Origin of the sequence: Pseudomonas sp. GM49 (genome assembly GCF_000282355.1) — a bacterium.
Taxonomy (GTDB): Bacteria; Pseudomonadota; Gammaproteobacteria; order Pseudomonadales; family Pseudomonadaceae; genus Aquipseudomonas.
Genome location: NZ_AKJL01000009.1, coordinates 12,078 through 28,351, shown reverse-complemented (window position 1 = coordinate 28,351; position 16,274 = coordinate 12,078). Strand labels below are relative to the sequence as shown.

The window sequence follows — 16,274 nt, the reverse complement described above, 5'->3', positions numbered from 1 at the left end:
TCGCGGCTCGCTTCCGGCAGTCCGTCCGCCAGCAACTGGCGCATGCTGATCACGGCCATCACATAACCGTAGGGTTTCGTGGTTGTGCGGTTCTGACTGTCGCGCTGCATGACCGGCGCGACCAGCAGCACGCCTCGCGCATAAGCCGGCTCGATGCTCACCAGATGCATCGGTTGCGACACCGCCATGCCGCCATGCTGATCGACCCGATCGAGCGTGGCACGCCGCAATGGCTGGGCCAGCAAGTCGTAACCGAGGGGAGAGCCGAGTTTGCTTTGAGTCTGGCTATACAGCACCACGACGTACTCATCTCGCTCGCCCGCCAGTTGTAATTGGCCGGCGGCGTTGAGCTCTCTCAGGGTGAAGCTGCTCAAGCCTTCGTCACGCACTCGACGCTCGAACGCCGCCCGCTGGTCACGAGTGACCCGTTCGGCATAGGAATACGCCTGGGTTCGCAGTAGCAAAGGCTGGGTGTAGCCGTCGAATTCCGCTCGGGAAACCGAATCGGAATTGGCGAAAAACCGGCGCAGGCCGTCGAGGCGCTGCTCCTGATCTTCGAAACGTTCTTCGATACGGCTGTAACGCTCACTGGCCAGCAGTTGGAAGCGTTGCCGCAATTGATGGTGAAACAGATTCAGCGTCGACCACGCCAGCAACCCGGTGAGCACCCCGCCGACAAGCAATACCAGCAGCGCGACCAGCCAGGCCGAGACATCTTCACGGATAAAACCCAGGATCTTTGGGCGCACGGCGTGCAACGACATAAAACGCAAACTCAAAACGCCAGGTGCGGAGAAACCCTTTGGCCATGCGTTGAGTTATAGCTATTAGCCACTAATTTGACCAGCGTTGTAGGAACGAGCCTGCTCGCGATGAACTCAAGAACACCGCGTGCATTCAGAAAGCACGCGTTATCGTTATCGACCATCGCGAGCGAGCTCGCTCCTACACAGCTATTTAGCGGGCCATGATTTTCCAGGCGCGATGGATCTTGGCGTTGCGGGCAAAATCCGGATCGATCGTCTGGGCGGTGATGTCCTCGACCGCATAACGCTCGCCGAGATTGGCTTCCAGTTCGAACTTGCGGAAGTTGTTGGAGAAGTACAACACGCCACCGGGCGCCAGACGCGCCATGGCCAGGTCGATCAGTTGCACCTGGTCGCGTTGCACGTCGAAGACGCCTTCCATGCGCTTGGAGTTGGAGAACGTCGGCGGGTCGATGAAGATCAGGTCGTACTCGTCACGACTGGCTTCGAGCCACGCCATCACATCGCCCTGCTCCAGGCGGTTCTTGTCGGAAAAACCGTTCAGCGACAGGTTGCGACGCGCCCAGTCCAGATAGGTTTTCGACAGGTCGACACTGGTGGTGCTGCGCGCGCCGCCCTTGGCCGCATGCACACTGGCCGTTGCGGTGTAGCAGAACAGATTGAGGAAGCGTTTGCCGGCCGCCTCTTTCTGGATACGCATGCGCATCGGACGATGGTCGAGGAACAGACCGGTGTCGAGGTAGTCGGTGAGGTTGACCAGCAGCTTCACGCCGCCTTCATTGACCTCGACGAACTTGCCCTGTGCCGCCTGGCGTTCGTACTGTTTGGTTCCGCTCTGACGCTCGCGGCGCTTGACCACCACACGGCTCTTGTCGATGTTCAACGCCTGCGGAATTGCTGCCAGGGCATCGAACATACGGGCCGAAGCCTTTTCCGGGTCGATGGATTTCGGCGCGGCGTATTCCTGAACATGGACCCAATCCTGATACAGGTCGATGGCCATGGAATATTCCGGCATGTCGGCATCGTAGACGCGGTAGCAGTCGATGCCTTCACGCTTGACCCACTTGCCCAGAGCCTTGAGATTCTTCTGCAGGCGGTTGGCGAACATCTGCCCGCCTTCGCTCAGGCGCGGTTGCTCGGCCACCGGAGCCGGTGCCGGCACCGGTTTGATCGGGTTACCGTTTTTGTTGAACTTGCGTTCTTGCGGTTCGTTCGGCGCCTGATCGTAGGCGGCTTGCTCACGCTCCACCTGGCGCTGTTCCGGAGTACGGCGCTCGCCGGTGACGAACTGATCCGGCAGCACCTTGATCAGCAACAGCTTGCACGGCAAGGCGCCGTTCCAGAACGAATACTGCTTGTGGCTGCGGATGCCCATGCGCTTGCCCAGGTCCGGCGCGCCGGTGAACACTGCCGCTTCCCAGTTCAGGCAGGCCTGACGCAGGCGCTCGCCGAGGTTCTGGTAGAGGTAGAGCAGGCTCGCCTCATCGCCCAGACGCTCGCCGTACGGAGGGTTGCAGATCACCAGGCCTTTCTGGTTCTGGTCCGGGCGCGGCTCGAAGGTCGCGACTTCGCCCTGGTAGATCTTGATCCACTCGCTCAGGCCGGCACGCTCGACGTTGTTGCGACCCGGTTGAATCAGCCGCGGATCGGCTTCGTAGCCGCGAATCCACAACGGTGGCTTGGCCATGCCGGCCGCCGCGCGCTCGCTGGCTTCTTCGTGCAGTTTTTTCCACAACGCCGGAACGTGACCGAGCCAGGCGGTGAAGCCCCACTGCTCACGACGCAGGTTCGGCGCGATGTCGGCGGCGATCATCGCCGCTTCGACCAGGAAGGTGCCGACACCGCACATCGGGTCGGCCAGCGCGCCGCCTTCGGCCGCGATACGTGGCCAGCCGGAACGGATCAGGATGGCGGCCGCGAGGTTTTCCTTGAGCGGCGCCGCACCTTGCTGCAGGCGATAGCCGCGCTGGTGCAGGCTGTGGCCCGACAGGTCGAGGGACAGAATGGCTTCGCCGCGGTCCAGGCGCAGGTGAATGCGCAGGTCCGGGTTGAGCTTGTCGATGGACGGACGGTCGCCTTGCGGGGTGCGCAGTTTGTCGACGATGGCGTCCTTGACCTTCAGCGCGCCGAAGTGGGTGTTGTCGATACCCGAGCCATGGCCGCTGAATTCGACGGCCAGGGTGCCGTCATTGAGCATGTGGTCTTGCCACTCGATGTCCAGCACGCCGTGGTACAGGTCTTCGGCGTCCTTCATCGGGAAACGCTTGAGCACCAGCAGAACGCGGTTGGCCAGGCGCGACCACAGGCACAGGCGATAGGCGGTTTCCATGGTGGCCATGCCGCGCACGGCAGAGGTGTGCTCCCGCGCGTCCTCAAGGCCAAGCCCGACGGCTTCCTCGATGAGCAGGCCTTCAAGGCCTTTTGGGCAAGTGAGGAAGAGTTCGAAACGATCGGACATGGGAATTCCAGAACCTTTAGCTGAGTGACCGGGCAACGCATTGCCGGTCCGGTTTTCAATCAGGCGCTTTTCTCGAAGAGCGCCCGCGTGGCACGAAGGTGTGCCGCTCCACCCCTGCTGCCCGGGTTAAATGAGCTTAGATGCAAGGACAGATAAAAAAGTTGATGCAACAAAATGTCATAAGTCGACCCTTCGTCGAATAGTGCCTCCCGGCAACGGGAGCCATTCTCACTAAAGGATTAAGCCCATCATCCAGCGCAGGGCCGATCATACCGGGGTTTGGCCAATAAATACGGTAAAAACACGCTGTTACTTATGGCCTTAGCACATCAATAGTTACGTTCTTATGACAAAACGATCATTCCCTCGATGTGACGCATTGGTTAGAACTCAATACAGGTTGGCGCCGCAATGACGCCAACACCTTGGCTCGTCACGCCGGCAACGAGCCGCCAACGGCAGAGTTTTTCTGCCAGACCTCAATAGAGGTCGACGCGATAAATACAGTCAACAAGTGAGGGCAACACCCTATGAGAAGACTTAAGCGTGATCCGTTGGAAAGAGCATTTTTGCGCGGATATCAATATGGCGTTGGTGGTAAATCCCGTGAGCTTTGCCCATTTACTCTACCGTCGGTACGTCAAGCCTGGATCAACGGCTGGCGAGAAGGACGCGGCGACAACTGGGACGGTATGACCGGCACTGCGGGAATCCACAGACTCAACGAACTTCACGCCGTCGGCTAATTACAGGGCAAAACACTCCGACACGACAATCTGATTTTGTACTGAATTAACCACGCACGTCCCATCCGGACGGCGGGCTGCGGCCCAGGGGCTCCTTCGAGGAGCCCTTTTTTATGCCTGCAAAAAAAAACCGACCTTGAGCTGCGAATGCACCACCTGTGGGAGCGAGCTTGCTCGCGATAGCGGCTTAACATTCAACAATGATGTTGGCTGTGAGTGCGCCATCGCGAGCAAGCTCGCTCCCACAGGGGTTAGCGCAAGGCTGCGATGGCGTCTACGGACTCACGAATCAGCGCCGGGCCTTTGTAGATGAAGCCCGAGTAGATCTGCACCAGGCTTGCGCCTGCGGTGATTTTCTCTGCCGCGTGCTTGCCTTCGGTAATGCCGCCGGCAGCGATGATCGGCAGGCGACCACCCAGCTCCGATGCCAGCACTTTCACGGTGTGGGTGCTCTTGTCCCGAACCGGGGCGCCGGACAAACCACCGGCCTCGTCGCCATGCTCCATGCCTTCGACGCCTATGCGGCTCAGGGTGGTGTTGGTGGCGATGACGGCATCCATGCCGGTTTCGATCAGCGCTTGCGCAACTTGTGCGGTTTCTTCGTCGCTCATGTCCGGCGCGATCTTGATCGCCAGCGGTACATGTTTGCCATGACGCAATGCCAGTTCCGCGCGGCGCTCGGCCAGATCGGTCAGCAACTGCTTGAGCGAGTCGCCAAACTGCAGGCTGCGCAGGCCCGGTGTGTTCGGCGAACTGACGTTGACCGTCACATAGCTGGCGTGGGCGTAAACCTTGTCCAGGCAGATCAGGTAGTCGTCCACGGCACGCTCGACCGGGGTATCGAAGTTCTTGCCGATGTTGATGCCCAGCACGCCCTTGTACTTGGCCGCCGCCACGCGGGCCAGCAGGTGATCGACGCCGAGGTTGTTGAAGCCCATGCGATTGATGATCGCCTCGGCTTCCGGCAATCGGAACAGGCGAGGCTTGGGATTGCCCGGCTGCGGACGCGGGGTGATGGTGCCGATTTCGACAAAACCGAAACCCAGTTGGGCGAAACCGTCGATGGCCGCGCCGTTCTTGTCCAGGCCGGCGGCCAGCCCCACGGGATTCGGGAAGTCCAGGCCCATGACTTTCACCGGCATTTTCGCCGGGGCCTTGCACAGCAAGCCGTTGAGCCCAAGACGCCCACCTGCGCCGATCAGGTCCAGGGACAGATCGTGGGAGGTTTCCGGGGAAAGTTTGAACAACAGCTGACGGGCCAGGGTGTACATGGGCGGGTTTGACTCGATTGGCGGCAAATTGAGGCGACGATTATAGCCGGGCCAGCACGTTGCGAGCGAGGCCCCCTGTTAATTAGAAATCACTGTTTGCGGCTAACCGTCGAAGGTATCGCGTGCGAAGCGTTATTTGATAGTCGCAACGGCGCAAAAGGCTGAATGATCGCAAGCGAGCCCCTCCGTCATACAGAGCGAAACATGACTATAGCCGGATTAACTGCCTCATCCTCAACCCCACCCGCTGTATACGCGACCGAATCACCCCCTCAAACAAATAGTTGTGATCAAACAATCATAGAAATGGAAGGTTGCTCTCAAGCCATCGCCGAGGGGATTACCGAACATGCAGGCCCCCTTGACGAGCACACCGATCAATTACGAACGAATGACGTAGTACTCGATATGGGAAACCTCGCCGAAGAATTCGATAGTGTCATTGCAGAAGTATCAGCGAACGCCACTATCCACACTGGAACGACAGCTGACATCTTCATATCGCTGATGAATGGTGACCCCGATGCTGTCAAACAGGCAAAGGATCACCTCGCCCTGGATATCGTTGATACGTCGGTGTTCGTAGGCCCAATACATCAGCAAGGGACCAGCATCGTTCTACAACGCGCCCAAACCATCGTTGACTCCCTCGGCGAACTGCTGGGCAAACTGGGCCGCAACGAATTCGAAGGAGATCTCGGACGCCTGGCCAGCAACCTGACGATTAGCGGCCTTCGAACCGGGCTCATCGTGGGTACCCTGACAACGATCCGCCAACTGATCGGATTCGCCACGCAAAAAGGCTTGGACTCCAACGCCGCCGCCCCGCTGACCCGCAACGTCATAGCCGGAGCTTCTCTGATGATCGGTCCGGCGCTGAACATCATTGGCGCGCTTCGGGATGAATGGAACGGCACGGCAAACACTCAAACGCGACTGTCACGACTGATCACTTTGTCGTTATCACTGGCCGCATTCGCAGTTGCACTGGTCACGCCGCAGGCGCTTCTCGCCCTCGCCTCATTCGGCCCGCAGATGGCTTTCTTCACCTTGGCCCGCGACCTCACACAGGTGTTTGTTCCTTTAAACGACAACGCACAAATCAATCCCGCAGGTACGGCAGCCAATGCAGGCCTGTACGGAGCCTTACAGTTTCTTCTCGGAACAGCCATGGACCACACAGCGCCCAACTCAGGTGCCGGATATGCCATGTCGGCCGGTAGCGAGCCATCCACTGCTGATGGCGGGTTCGCAGCGCAACTGATGAACTGGATGCACACATTCGTCACTTCAAACACAACCCCGGATACCTGGGCCGTAGAGATCCTTGAATCCCTTGCTCCTGTTCTAGGACACGACATTCTGCGGGGCGTCTACAATGCGGGGGTTGAAATCATGAGCGACGTAGCAAGTGGCGAAATAATGCGCATGTTCCAGAGCGAAAGAGCGCCTGATGGCTTTCGAATCACTTTAGCCCCGCGTGTCCCCTCCGCCTCACAAGTAGCCGATCAATTTCTGACTACCTCAGCAATGCGAACCTCGTTCGGCGGAGCGATCATGGCTGCCGCGATTTCCGCTGGGACTTTCTTTGGCAGTCTGGGTTTACCGGCTTCAGCGGTAAATCACGCGGTCAATGCTGTGGTAGCCGCCGTCGCCATCGCCGGCTTACCAGGTTTTTTCTACGCTCATCAGGGCAATAGGCCAGTGGAAAGTACAACCGTGTAACCCTTCCGGTGCGTTCCGTCATTTCGGCGGGACGCACCCTGAACTCACCACTCACTCTTCTCCCAAGCTTCATCCTCCATCGGTTGAAACACATCACGCATAAAGCCCTTGACGAAGACGTCCATGCTGAACGCCAGGCCATTGGCACCTTTGACTTCCTTGTAAAGCTGCGACTTTTCCAGCCCGTCGTCCTTCAATCGAACCAGTACCTGGAGCGTGACCGCCATCAACGCCTTGGCAGTGGGGTACGCGGGTGATTCGCCATCTGCACCTCGAAGTGAACGGAGAAACTCATGAATGACCTTTTCTCCCTGCCCCTCCATGGCTGACAGCAACTCATACAAGCGCTCGAATTCGGGGTCCGTGCGCTTGTTTTCAGGCACGTTCCGGCTGGCCGCAAGCACATGTGACTCAAGCGACTCGACCGTTGTGCTCTCACCGCTCTCAGTCGTGCGCAGACTCAAACCGGATTCAATCTTCATGGCGGACCTCGGTCGGGGCAGTTTCAGTGGAACCGGCCGAGCGTTCGGCAAAGGTCGAATACAGATCCGTGAGCGCCTGCATGGAAGCCCGGTCCAGAGCGCGAACCGACTCCGGCAGGTTCACAACGCACGCCAGTAACCGCGGCTCCAGTCGTTGCCGCGTCGTTTCTGGATCGAACTCCAGCAACTGATCCGCAAGCCGCGCCACATAGCGCTCTTGCGGGTGATAGTCGAGGACCAGCTCACCGGGCCAATGCCTGCGCAAGCGCTCGCGCAGCTCATTGCCCTGCGGCCGACAATGCATCGGCAGCAGCACTTGCAACACGGCGCTCGAATCGCCCGGTTGCTCGCTCAGCCAACGCTCCAGCATGTCATCCAGCCATTCGGGACGACTCAAGGCTTGTGCGAGCAAATCACGGGCGACCTGCGCAAGGTCTTTGCGCAATTGCAGCCCCAGCGTCTGGGACATCAGCAAGCCCTCAGCCAGCTGCCCGGTCGCGCGCACGATGCCCGCGGCATAGCCCTCCTGAAACGCCTCGGCATGAAGCGCTTGGGCATCACGCCGGGCCTGCTCGACACAATCGCGGGCCCAGCGCTGCGCCTGTCGCTGCAAGGTCCGGCGTCGACGTGCGGCGGCGATGTCCTCGCGGGACAGATGGGCGTCGCTCGACTCGGGGAGTTCAGTCAGGGTTCGGATAGCGTCGAGCATGCTGCACCGCCAATAAGAAAAGAGCTGTATCGGGTTGCGTGACCGGCCATTGCCAGTGCAAGCGAACAACCGGTTCGGAAAACTGCAGGGTCAGGCGTGAGAGCAAGGCTGGCGGTACCTGCTCGTACCAACTCCATAACGCATTGAGGCCGGCGGCTTCGATCTGCTCTATCGAAACGGGCGCCCCCCCGATCGGCAGGCCGCATCGAACACCGAGGCTGTAACCGGCGAACCGGCGCAACGACAAGGGCAGGCCTAGCAACGCCGCGCCTCGCGCCAGGTCGGGCATCAAGCGATAAGCGCCCATCAGCCTGGCGATGTAGGTCAGCTGGCGCCAATGGCGAACCCATTGCTTCGCTACGGCTGTCAACGGCGTCGAAGGCCACGGGCCTGACCGTTCGAGATCTTCAAGCAGAATCTGGTTGAGCCAATGGCGTGCCTCGGGCCGGTCAAATCCCTCCGGCATCGGCAGGCGCTGCGGATGCAGATAACTCAGGGGCTCGGCGAGAATCTGCGCCAAACACTCAGCGTGGGACATTATGCCGACCTGCGTTTGTTTGGCGGCAAGCCCAGGCTGCGCCACTGGCCAACAGCAATGCGGTCACCGCGGTCAACCACCAGCCCCAATGCGAATGCCCTTGCGTTGCGGCCACGGACGGCGCGACATGCTGGGTCGGGGAACGCTTGGACAGTACCACCGAGACGTTCTCGTACTCGACCGCCGCAAAACTGTTCTTGAGAAAACGCTTGATGTCGGTGATCAGCAATTGCGGGTCGACGTCTAGCTCATGGATCGCCACTGCCGAGAGGTGGACAGGCGGCATCTTGCGTCCGCCTTCGCCGGCCTCCAGGTCGTAACTGACATGCACTCGCGCCGACACCACGCCTTCGAGCACACCCAGCGACTGTTCGATTCGCTGCTCCAGCGCCGAATAAAGCCGGGCTTTTTCAGCGCGGGGCGAGGCCACCAGCGAGTCGGCAGGAAACATCTCTGCCACTTGCAGGCGCGGCCGCGAAGGCAAGGAATAGAGGTTGAGCAAATCGACGGCCGCGGAAAAATCGACCTGATCGATTTTCACCGCGTAGCCGGTTTTGCCGGCATCGACTTTCACCGCAGCAATATTGTTGCGCTGCAGCACCGAAAGCACTTCATTGGCCTGCTGCTGATCCAGCCCTTCGAGCAGATTGGGTTGGCGACACCCCGACAGCGCCAGGCACAACAGTATCAGCAACACGCCAGGCTTCATGAGGCACGCAACAGGGTTTCGGCAGTACCTACCGCTTTGCGGACCAGTACGTTAAGCAAGTTGATGTCCACGTTGTATTGTCCTGTCAGCTCCTGCAACTGGGCCAATACTTCGGGACTGGTGATATCCGGGCGCTGCATTATCTGATTGATGGCTGAAACGTCCTGCTCGCTGTTGACCGCGGAACCGGCAAACGCTTCGATCAATCGGGACTCAAGGGATACGATCGGTCCTTCCTGGGGGCCGCGCAACTCCGTAAAGGCTGGCCGGCCGATGCCAGACAGGGAAATGTTTTGAATAGCCATACGATGCACTCATGAAAATGGCCATTGACGCGTACCAATGGCCGGTCAAAAAGGAAGAGTCAGCGAGCTGCCTGGATGATCGCCATGTCGATATCCTTGAAGCCCTTGATGGTGTTGGTCTGAGCGTTTCGAAACACCGTGTAGGATGAAAACGCGGTCTGATAAGCCGCCAGCAGACGTGGGTCCGATGCATCCGTCTTCAAGTCATCCAGCGCTTTGTCCAGTGCGTCCTTGAGTTTGGATGCACCGTTTTCGAATGCCTGGGCCTGACGCCCGAGAAAGTCATCGGCAAAGTCGATGGGGATACCAATGTCGGCCATGAGTCACCTTTTAGAGTTGTGTAGGAAAATGCCAGGATGACGAGGTCATCTTGATGTAGCCCTGCGGGCCGGTCTGGAACGACTTGTCCTTGAGCGAGTCGTCCTTGAGTTCGACGGTGAAGTGCACGTAGCGATTACCCCACTGCCGGTAAAAGCTGTCGACGTACCGGCGAGCGTTCGCCAGTTCGGAATCCTGCAAATTGCCTGCAATGGCAAACGTGACACTGTCCTCGTGCTCGACGCGGCTGAAGGCCAGTGACAGGCGCTGCAACCCCTCTTGCGCCAGATCGACGAGCAGGCTGTCATCCTGTATTTGCACCGCGATGTCCTGGGCATAAGGCGCGGCCGAGAGCAGTGCTTCGAGCAGTTTTGCCTGTTTTTGAGGGGTGAGCAGATTGCGTTGTGCACTAAGCAACAGTCGCGGTATCGATGGATCCTTCAGATCAATGGAGTGCCAGGCCAGTTGTGGATCATGGTCGACCAGCACATGCTCCAGCCGACGACGCTCCTGGTCCATCACCAGCACTTTGCCGCTCAGCGTGTTGTGGCGCACCAGCACTTGCCGACTCCAGCCCGCATCGCGTTCGGAAGCCACGAACACATAGATGGCATTGTCACGACCGCTCAACACCCTGGCCTCGTCACTGGCCCCGGCGATCAACGCGCGAACATCGGTTTCAGGTGTGGGCCCGGGCATTGACCAGATGCCAACTGCGGTGACCAGTGCGGCCAGCGCCAGACCGCTGGTGACCCATCCAGACAGAGGGGCACGCCACCGCACAACAGCGGCGGCGTCAGCGGTAGCGTCAGGTTGCAGCCCGAGCAGTTCAGGTGCCCAGGGTTGGTCTTCAGGCCGCAAGGCGATGTGCAGGCCGCCGATCTGCACCCTGGTGTGGAAGGCACAGTGGCGTATTTGCGTTGACTCATCGAGCACCCGCAGCGGCAGACCATCCGGCGTGACTTGATCGGCCAATACCTCAAAATTGCAGCCCCCCGACTCCAGGGGAACGAAGATGGCATCCTCTGGGACGCTGGCAGTCAGTACCCCCTCTCCCAGCAGATCCACAGTCCCTACCACGAACAAGGTTGTAGTTTCGCCGAGGGGAAATTCGCAACCTTGCAGCGCGCCATTGAGTATCCGTAGAACGCAGGGTTGTGGGTCAGGGGTCGGCAGAACTGTCACCGTTCCAGCTCCTGGGCTGTGAAATGAACGGGCATGGTAGAGAGGCTGGCTGCAGGCTTCCTGATCGAAATCTGCCGATCGCTCCCTGCAGAGGATCAGAATCCTGCGCCAGCTCTCATGGCACCGTCATTGTCGAGCCAGGGAAAACACCTGATAGCGCTGCCAGACCTTGCGTGCATAACGCAGGCGCGCGGCTTGCCGATGGGGTGAATTACCGGCGTTGTAGGCACCCACTGCCGTCCAGTTGTAGCCGTAACGCGCGATAAAATCGGCAAGCACCGACGCACCGACTTCAACCGACAGGCAAGGATCACCCAGCAGTCGCTGCTCAGTGATGCCCTGTGCACTCAACCGGGGGAGATGATGGCTGTTGATCTGCATTAACCCGATGTCTCGCGAACCATCCTTGTTGTAGTTCATTGCGTTCGGATTCTGTCCCGATTCGACATCGGCAATCGCTCGGAGCAGTTCGGGTTCGATCGCATGTCGTGCCCCCGCCTGACTCCAGCACCACGCTTGCGCCTGACCCGCGCCAAGGCACACCAGCACCGTCAGCCACTTGATTCTGCACGGTGTCATGCCAGACGCCGCTCGCTGACCGGCGTCGGTCGCTCGCGTACAGCATGGTCCTGCGTCGATGCCTGATAACCCACATCAGGTGCTCTTTGCAAAGAACTCCAGAGCGGCTCGATCACCGGACCAGCTGACAAACCGGACCAACCTGACAACGCAATGCCATCAACGGATCGCAGCCTGGTCAGAGCCACCCAGTTCACATACAGGTCGCGGGCATTGAACGGATTGGCGCCGAACAGCACATTCCAGGCAGCCAGTCCCTGTTCACCGATTGCGCTTTCGCAGAGCCCGGCCTGTTCGAGCTCGTCCCAGGCTGCCGCGTGCTGGTCAAAATAAGCCAACACCACGGCATACAGAATCATCAGCAACGAATTGCCCGAGGCGCCTTGTTGCAGGGCTCGACGAGCCATCAACAAGGCCGACTCGGGATTTGCGGCAAGCGTAATGCGCATACGCAAGACCTGCGCCCTTACGCAATCAGGATCGTACTGCAGAGCATTGTCGATGCTTTGCGCAGCCTGATCGTTGCGCCGCCAGAACCAGTGATGCCAGGCATGAAAGTAATGAACGTCAGCCTGATCGGCAGTCAGCAAACAGCGTCGGAAAAGCACCTGGGCCGCCTGTTCGCTGCCGCGCAAACTGGTGAGCAAAGCCAGGCGAGCCAATGCAGGGATGTTGCCAGGATCCAACGCCAAGGCTTTGGAAATCGCCGATTGTGCCTCATCGATTGCCCGGCCCTGATCATACGATCCGATCATTGCCTGCCCCAGCCACGCATCCGCCAAACCGTACCAGGACAGTGTGTGCCCGGCATCGAGCTTCAGGCACTGGCGAAACTGTACCAGCGCATCGCGCAGACTTTGCGGAGTGTGCTGCTGCACGCTACACAAACCACGCAGGTACGCCACCGCTGCCGGGTATGACGCGCAGGCATCACCGACAAAGCTCAAACCGGGAATGCGCTGCGCAACCAGGCACGTCAATGCCCCAAGCGATGCCCCGGGATCACGGACATCCAGTGTCTGCCCATGCAACAGAGCGTGGTCGCGGCCACGGATCAACTCGACCGACCATTGCTGCTGATCGCTCGGGCCGCTACAACGCCCGCTCAAACAGTAGTCCGCAGACAACTGCCCGACCAGCGACCGCACATCGACCGGTTGCGTATAGGCCGCCATCAATCCCGAGGGAATGACGTGCAACATCTCGCCGAACGCCAACGTCAACTGACGGATCATCACATCCTGCAGATCCAGCGCTGCCGTCTCTCCCAGATTGCGAAACGGCAGAACAGCCAGTGAAGGCGCCACAGCCCTAGCCTGACCCGGTGCGTCGAGTTCGACAACCGCACAGGTAAATCGATAACCCTGGCCGTACACCGTCGCAATGTAATCCTTGTTTTCCCTGAGCAGCTTGCGCAATGCGTAAATGCAGCGGGTCAACGATTCTTCGGCGGCATCCATCTCGGGCCATACATGGTCCAGCAAGTAATCCTTGCTGACGACCGCCCCCGCCGACTTCAGCAACAGGCGCAATACATTCAACTCTTTGGGCGGGACGTGAACGCCTTCTCCATCCCGTATCAGCGTTCCATCACTTTGCAATAGCCAGTGGTCAAAAACGAAAGACTTGACCGGCGTTTGATCAGCGGCACTGTCCATACTCTGAGACATCTCTATAGAAAGGTACTGAAGCGCAATTGAGCCCAGGGGTGGTCAGGCTCAAGATGACAAGCTGCGTGACTATAGGAAGTTGAGTAGGTTGATTCCGTAGGAAAATTGATTTATTACCAAATGAAACTACGATTTTTTCTGTAGGAAAAATCGTAAAAACAAGCCAAAACCATACAAAACGCCTTGCTTCTATAGAAACAAGGCGTTTTGTTTGCTTACTCCAAATCTAACGCCCGGCAACTTGTTGAATTCATCACCGACTCATAAACATCCTCCACTGTCCTCCACAACCCGACTCTATCCTCAGGAAGTTCAATACCGAACGTCTCATTTAGCGCCATGACAATCTCAACCAGACTGATGGAGTCAACATACAAATCCTCGACCAATCGCGAAGTCAACGTAATTTCTCGCCGACCAACCGGAAAATAGTCCGACAGCACCTTGATCACTTGACTCACAACGTCGAACTGATCACTTGACTCATCTGACATTCTTTTCTCCCACACAACAAAACGCAGGCGCAACACCAGTTCAAACGAACCCGTGTTACGCCCGACCTACTGACATTTATTTGCTTTATCCAAACAAATCAGACTCACATCAAAAATTCAACATCGCCTTCAACATGTCAGAAAACTGATTCAAATGTGAAGACAGCGTTTTATTGAAATTGTCATGATAAGAATTGGCATTCGAATACTTCTGGGTGAAGGACTGCAATGTGTTCTTCATGCGTTCTTCCTGGGCGTTGAAGCCGGTCTGCCAGGCCTGGAATCTGGCGGTATCCCAGATTACCGTGCCGCCTGATGACAGGCTGTTTCTCATTGTCCATAACGGCCCGGTATCGATGACTACGCAGTAAGTACCGTCGGCATTTTGCTTGAGGCAGCTGACGGGCAAGCCCAATGATTCGCGCCATTTATCAGCTTCTTTCCTGCTGGTTCCACCCTTGCCGGGTTCCGGAAACAAAACGGAGGCAGGGTTGGGATGGGTGTACTTCTCGATCAGTCTGGTCAGCGCATCACGCAACGCACCGGCATTGAGCTTCACCTCTTTACCGTCGCTGACCCCTTCGATCCAGTCTTTCAACTTCGCAGTGATTTGCGCATTGAAGTCGGCGAAGAAGTCCGAATAGGCCTTGATGATGTGTTCATAACCGGCCAGGTAGCCGTTTTTGATCAGATCGATGAGATTGAGCAGCTTGTCGAAAAATTCGTTTGAAGAGCTCACTCTCGCGTCGAACTCGTCAGCGATCTCATCCGGCACCGACATTTGTCTCAGCTCATCAAGAATACGATCTTGCTCATCGTAGAGTTGCTGACGTTGCTCCATTGGCAGCGTTTCGAGGCAATGGGTGAACACCGCTCCACTCTGGCGCATCTGGTGTGTCCACATCAGCGATCGAATACGTTTAGCGTGAATTTGCTCGACAAACTCGGCAGACGAAAAATACTGCGCAAGAATCTCTGCAGGCGAGCCTTGAAGCTCTCTTGGAACTCCCGCTGGACACTTAAGCATATTTTCCAGGTTACGATTCAGCACCTTCACCGAACGTTCGAGCAACTGCGTAAGAGAAAATCCGGCGTGGACCTCGACAGACATTTCGGGAGGCAGCGGCGCATTATCGATGGCATTGAAGTCAGCAGGCAAACTGCTTCCTGGATGTGAGGACTCTGCAATTCTCATATTGGTTTCCTCACTCAAACCCTTCCAATAACCTCAATGCGCGACTGCAGTATCTGCATCACCATATCCATGAGCTTTTGCAGCAGTGCCCCGTCGGCCGAGTCTTTCTGGCCGACCTCGTCGCTCAAACTCTTCTGAGTGTTCTGCGCACTTTGCTGCAGCACTTCCTTCTCCCGCGCCGCGTGTTCGGACATGCGTACCATGCTCGACACGATCTGACTCATACTCATCGACATTGCACTGAGCGTACGGCCGATTTCGAGCTTTTTCTCGATGCCTTTGGTGCCCATTTGGCTCAACCAATCGGAGGTTTGCCCAATCTTCTGCGCCTTGAGGATTTCCCCGTCGAACCACGCCTGCTCCTGAGGCGTCAGCGTGGCCCCCTTGGGTTTGAAGTCGACGGATTTCGACCGGCCGAAATCATCGAAGGTCTTTATTTTGTAGGTGGTTTGCGGATCCCAGTCATCGCGGGAACGATGGTGCTTCAGGTCCCGCTCAATGTTGTTGGCGTCCAGAGCGTTGCGCTTGTGCAGGTTGATATCCGAATGCTTGAGCCCCTGACCTTGGAAGGTTTTGAGCATGGAAAAACCGGCGATTGCACCGGACACCACGGCGTTGGTCATGGCACTGTAGAAGGCGGCATCGCCTGATTCAACGATGGCAGCCCCCTGAGCCTTGGCGGCCTCCGCCGCCATGACACTGAAGTGCCCGCGCAATTGCGCGTTGGACACCCGTGCGATGTTGAGCGCAATGATCGCAGCGACCAATACGTTGGCATGTTTCTCCCACGCGCCCGGATCAAACACCAGATCGTTGCGCACTTCATCGTTGAGCATCGCCGAGGCTGCAACGAAGTCTTGCCAGTCCGACTCACCGGGCTGGTAGGCGTTGATTGCACTTTCGAGCGCCGCAGCCGTAGGCGCTATGAAGCTACCGTTCTGGAGCACTTGCTTTGCGGTGACCTGGTTGAGAAACGCCGTATCCGAGAGGCGCTTGCCTTTGAGATCTTTCGAGAATTGCTCCTGGGCAATCAACTCGCTCAACCCTGCGTCGTTCACCGGATCGTGAGTCAATACCGCTGGAGCAGGTCTGGTCGTGGTGTGAATGGTGGCCATGAAAA

The 16,274-nt window shown here is 58.0% G+C and carries 17 protein-coding genes; 2 read left to right on the top strand and 15 right to left on the bottom strand.

Annotated elements, in window-relative coordinates:
• The coding region (locus tag PMI29_RS28325; RefSeq protein ID WP_007993456.1) for a CHASE domain-containing protein at positions 1–764 on the bottom strand (764 nt) is incomplete at its 3' end.
• A 193-nt stretch (positions 765–957) separates the two neighbouring features.
• Positions 958–3,228, bottom strand: coding sequence for a bifunctional 23S rRNA (guanine(2069)-N(7))-methyltransferase RlmK/23S rRNA (guanine(2445)-N(2))-methyltransferase RlmL (rlmKL, locus tag PMI29_RS28330; RefSeq protein ID WP_007993454.1), 2,271 nt, complete (start codon positions 3,226–3,228; stop codon positions 958–960).
• Positions 3,229–3,758: 530 nt separating this feature from the next.
• Here rlmKL and rmf point away from each other — a divergent pair.
• Positions 3,759–3,974, top strand: a complete 216-nt coding sequence (rmf, locus tag PMI29_RS30700) for a ribosome modulation factor (RefSeq protein WP_003223300.1) — start codon at positions 3,759–3,761, stop codon at positions 3,972–3,974.
• Between the two features lie 251 nt (positions 3,975–4,225).
• On the opposite strand, the gene PMI29_RS28335 is transcribed toward rmf, so the two are convergent.
• Positions 4,226–5,245, bottom strand: a complete 1,020-nt coding sequence (locus PMI29_RS28335) for a quinone-dependent dihydroorotate dehydrogenase (RefSeq protein ID WP_007993452.1) — start codon at positions 5,243–5,245, stop codon at positions 4,226–4,228.
• A 204-nt stretch (positions 5,246–5,449) separates the two neighbouring features.
• Here PMI29_RS28335 and PMI29_RS0129775 point away from each other — a divergent pair, with 204 nt between their 5' ends.
• Positions 5,450–6,970 carry a hypothetical protein gene (locus tag PMI29_RS0129775; RefSeq protein WP_157221337.1) on the top strand — a complete coding sequence of 507 codons (1,521 nt, stop codon included), beginning with the start codon at positions 5,450–5,452 and terminating at the stop codon, positions 6,968–6,970.
• A 44-nt stretch (positions 6,971–7,014) separates the two neighbouring features.
• On the opposite strand, the gene PMI29_RS28340 is transcribed toward PMI29_RS0129775, so the two are convergent.
• The 12 genes from PMI29_RS28340 to PMI29_RS28395 all read right to left on the bottom strand — a co-directional run bounded on the left by PMI29_RS28340 (position 7,015) and on the right by PMI29_RS28395 (position 16,269).
• Positions 7,015–7,452 (bottom strand): hypothetical protein, encoded by a 438-nt coding sequence (locus PMI29_RS28340; protein ID WP_007993449.1) that lies wholly within the window; start codon positions 7,450–7,452, stop codon positions 7,015–7,017.
• Positions 7,442–8,161: a hypothetical protein gene (locus tag PMI29_RS28345; protein WP_007993447.1), complete on the bottom strand. Its 720-nt coding sequence runs from the start codon at positions 8,159–8,161 to the stop codon at positions 7,442–7,444. Before PMI29_RS28345 ends, PMI29_RS28340 begins: the two co-directional genes overlap by 11 nt.
• Positions 8,133–8,699: a type III secretion system protein gene (locus tag PMI29_RS28350; RefSeq protein WP_007993445.1), complete on the bottom strand. Its 567-nt coding sequence runs from the start codon at positions 8,697–8,699 to the stop codon at positions 8,133–8,135. The genes PMI29_RS28345 and PMI29_RS28350 overlap by 29 nt, the downstream gene beginning before the upstream one ends.
• Entirely contained in the window at positions 8,686–9,408 is a 723-nt protein-coding gene (locus PMI29_RS28355) for an EscJ/YscJ/HrcJ family type III secretion inner membrane ring protein (protein ID WP_007993442.1), read from the bottom strand. Before PMI29_RS28355 ends, PMI29_RS28350 begins: the two co-directional genes overlap by 14 nt.
• Positions 9,405–9,713, bottom strand: coding sequence for a type III secretion system inner rod subunit SctI (gene sctI, locus PMI29_RS28360; protein ID WP_007993439.1), 309 nt, complete (start codon positions 9,711–9,713; stop codon positions 9,405–9,407). The genes PMI29_RS28355 and sctI overlap by 4 nt, the downstream gene beginning before the upstream one ends.
• A gap of 59 nt (positions 9,714–9,772) precedes the next feature.
• Positions 9,773–10,033 carry a type III secretion system needle filament subunit SctF gene (gene sctF / locus PMI29_RS28365; protein WP_007993437.1) on the bottom strand — a complete coding sequence of 87 codons (261 nt, stop codon included), beginning with the start codon at positions 10,031–10,033 and terminating at the stop codon, positions 9,773–9,775.
• Between the two features lie 10 nt (positions 10,034–10,043).
• The gene (locus PMI29_RS28370) at positions 10,044–11,216 is read right to left on the bottom strand and encodes a PrgH/EprH family type III secretion apparatus protein (RefSeq protein WP_007993436.1); all 1,173 of its coding nucleotides are present in this window, start codon (positions 11,214–11,216) and stop codon (positions 10,044–10,046) included.
• A 126-nt stretch (positions 11,217–11,342) separates the two neighbouring features.
• Positions 11,343–11,795, bottom strand: a complete 453-nt coding sequence (locus PMI29_RS28375) for a transglycosylase SLT domain-containing protein (protein ID WP_007993435.1) — start codon at positions 11,793–11,795, stop codon at positions 11,343–11,345.
• Complete coding sequence (locus PMI29_RS28380) at positions 11,792–13,453, bottom strand: winged helix-turn-helix domain-containing protein (RefSeq protein WP_007993434.1); 1,662 nt, start codon at positions 13,451–13,453, stop codon at positions 11,792–11,794. Before PMI29_RS28380 ends, PMI29_RS28375 begins: the two co-directional genes overlap by 4 nt.
• A gap of 227 nt (positions 13,454–13,680) precedes the next feature.
• The gene (locus PMI29_RS28385; protein ID WP_007993433.1) at positions 13,681–13,959 is read right to left on the bottom strand and encodes an acyl carrier protein; all 279 of its coding nucleotides are present in this window, start codon (positions 13,957–13,959) and stop codon (positions 13,681–13,683) included.
• A 109-nt stretch (positions 13,960–14,068) separates the two neighbouring features.
• Positions 14,069–15,154, bottom strand: coding sequence for an IpaD/SipD/SspD family type III secretion system needle tip protein (locus PMI29_RS28390; RefSeq protein WP_007993432.1), 1,086 nt, complete (start codon positions 15,152–15,154; stop codon positions 14,069–14,071).
• Between the two features lie 14 nt (positions 15,155–15,168).
• The gene (locus PMI29_RS28395) at positions 15,169–16,269 is read right to left on the bottom strand and encodes a hypothetical protein (RefSeq protein ID WP_007993431.1); all 1,101 of its coding nucleotides are present in this window, start codon (positions 16,267–16,269) and stop codon (positions 15,169–15,171) included.
• Between the last annotated feature and the right edge of the window lie 5 nt (positions 16,270–16,274).

Excerpts from the sequence above, each read along its gene's own strand:
- rlmKL (WP_007993454.1), bottom strand. The coding sequence starts at position 3,228 with ATGTCCGATCGTTTCGAACTCTTCCTCACTTGCCCAAAAGGCCTTGAA.
- PMI29_RS28380 (WP_007993434.1), bottom strand. The coding sequence starts at position 13,453 with ATGGACAGTGCCGCTGATCAAACGCCGGTCAAGTCTTTCGTTTTTGAC.
- PMI29_RS0129775 (WP_157221337.1), top strand. The coding sequence starts at position 5,450 with ATGACTATAGCCGGATTAACTGCCTCATCCTCAACCCCACCCGCTGTA.
- PMI29_RS28335 (WP_007993452.1), bottom strand. The coding sequence starts at position 5,245 with ATGTACACCCTGGCCCGTCAGCTGTTGTTCAAACTTTCCCCGGAAACC.
- sctF (WP_007993437.1), bottom strand. The coding sequence starts at position 10,033 with ATGGCCGACATTGGTATCCCCATCGACTTTGCCGATGACTTTCTCGGG.
- PMI29_RS28385 (WP_007993433.1), bottom strand. The coding sequence starts at position 13,959 with ATGTCAGATGAGTCAAGTGATCAGTTCGACGTTGTGAGTCAAGTGATC.
- PMI29_RS28340 (WP_007993449.1), bottom strand. The coding sequence starts at position 7,452 with ATGAAGATTGAATCCGGTTTGAGTCTGCGCACGACTGAGAGCGGTGAG.
- sctI (WP_007993439.1), bottom strand. The coding sequence starts at position 9,713 with ATGGCTATTCAAAACATTTCCCTGTCTGGCATCGGCCGGCCAGCCTTT.
- PMI29_RS28355 (WP_007993442.1), bottom strand. The coding sequence starts at position 9,408 with ATGAAGCCTGGCGTGTTGCTGATACTGTTGTGCCTGGCGCTGTCGGGG.
- rmf (WP_003223300.1), top strand. The coding sequence starts at position 3,759 with ATGAGAAGACTTAAGCGTGATCCGTTGGAAAGAGCATTTTTGCGCGGA.
- PMI29_RS28350 (WP_007993445.1), bottom strand. The coding sequence starts at position 8,699 with ATGTCCCACGCTGAGTGTTTGGCGCAGATTCTCGCCGAGCCCCTGAGT.
- PMI29_RS28375 (WP_007993435.1), bottom strand. The coding sequence starts at position 11,795 with ATGACACCGTGCAGAATCAAGTGGCTGACGGTGCTGGTGTGCCTTGGC.
- PMI29_RS28390 (WP_007993432.1), bottom strand. The coding sequence starts at position 15,154 with ATGAGAATTGCAGAGTCCTCACATCCAGGAAGCAGTTTGCCTGCTGAC.
- PMI29_RS28395 (WP_007993431.1), bottom strand. The coding sequence starts at position 16,269 with ATGGCCACCATTCACACCACGACCAGACCTGCTCCAGCGGTATTGACT.
- PMI29_RS28345 (WP_007993447.1), bottom strand. The coding sequence starts at position 8,161 with ATGCTCGACGCTATCCGAACCCTGACTGAACTCCCCGAGTCGAGCGAC.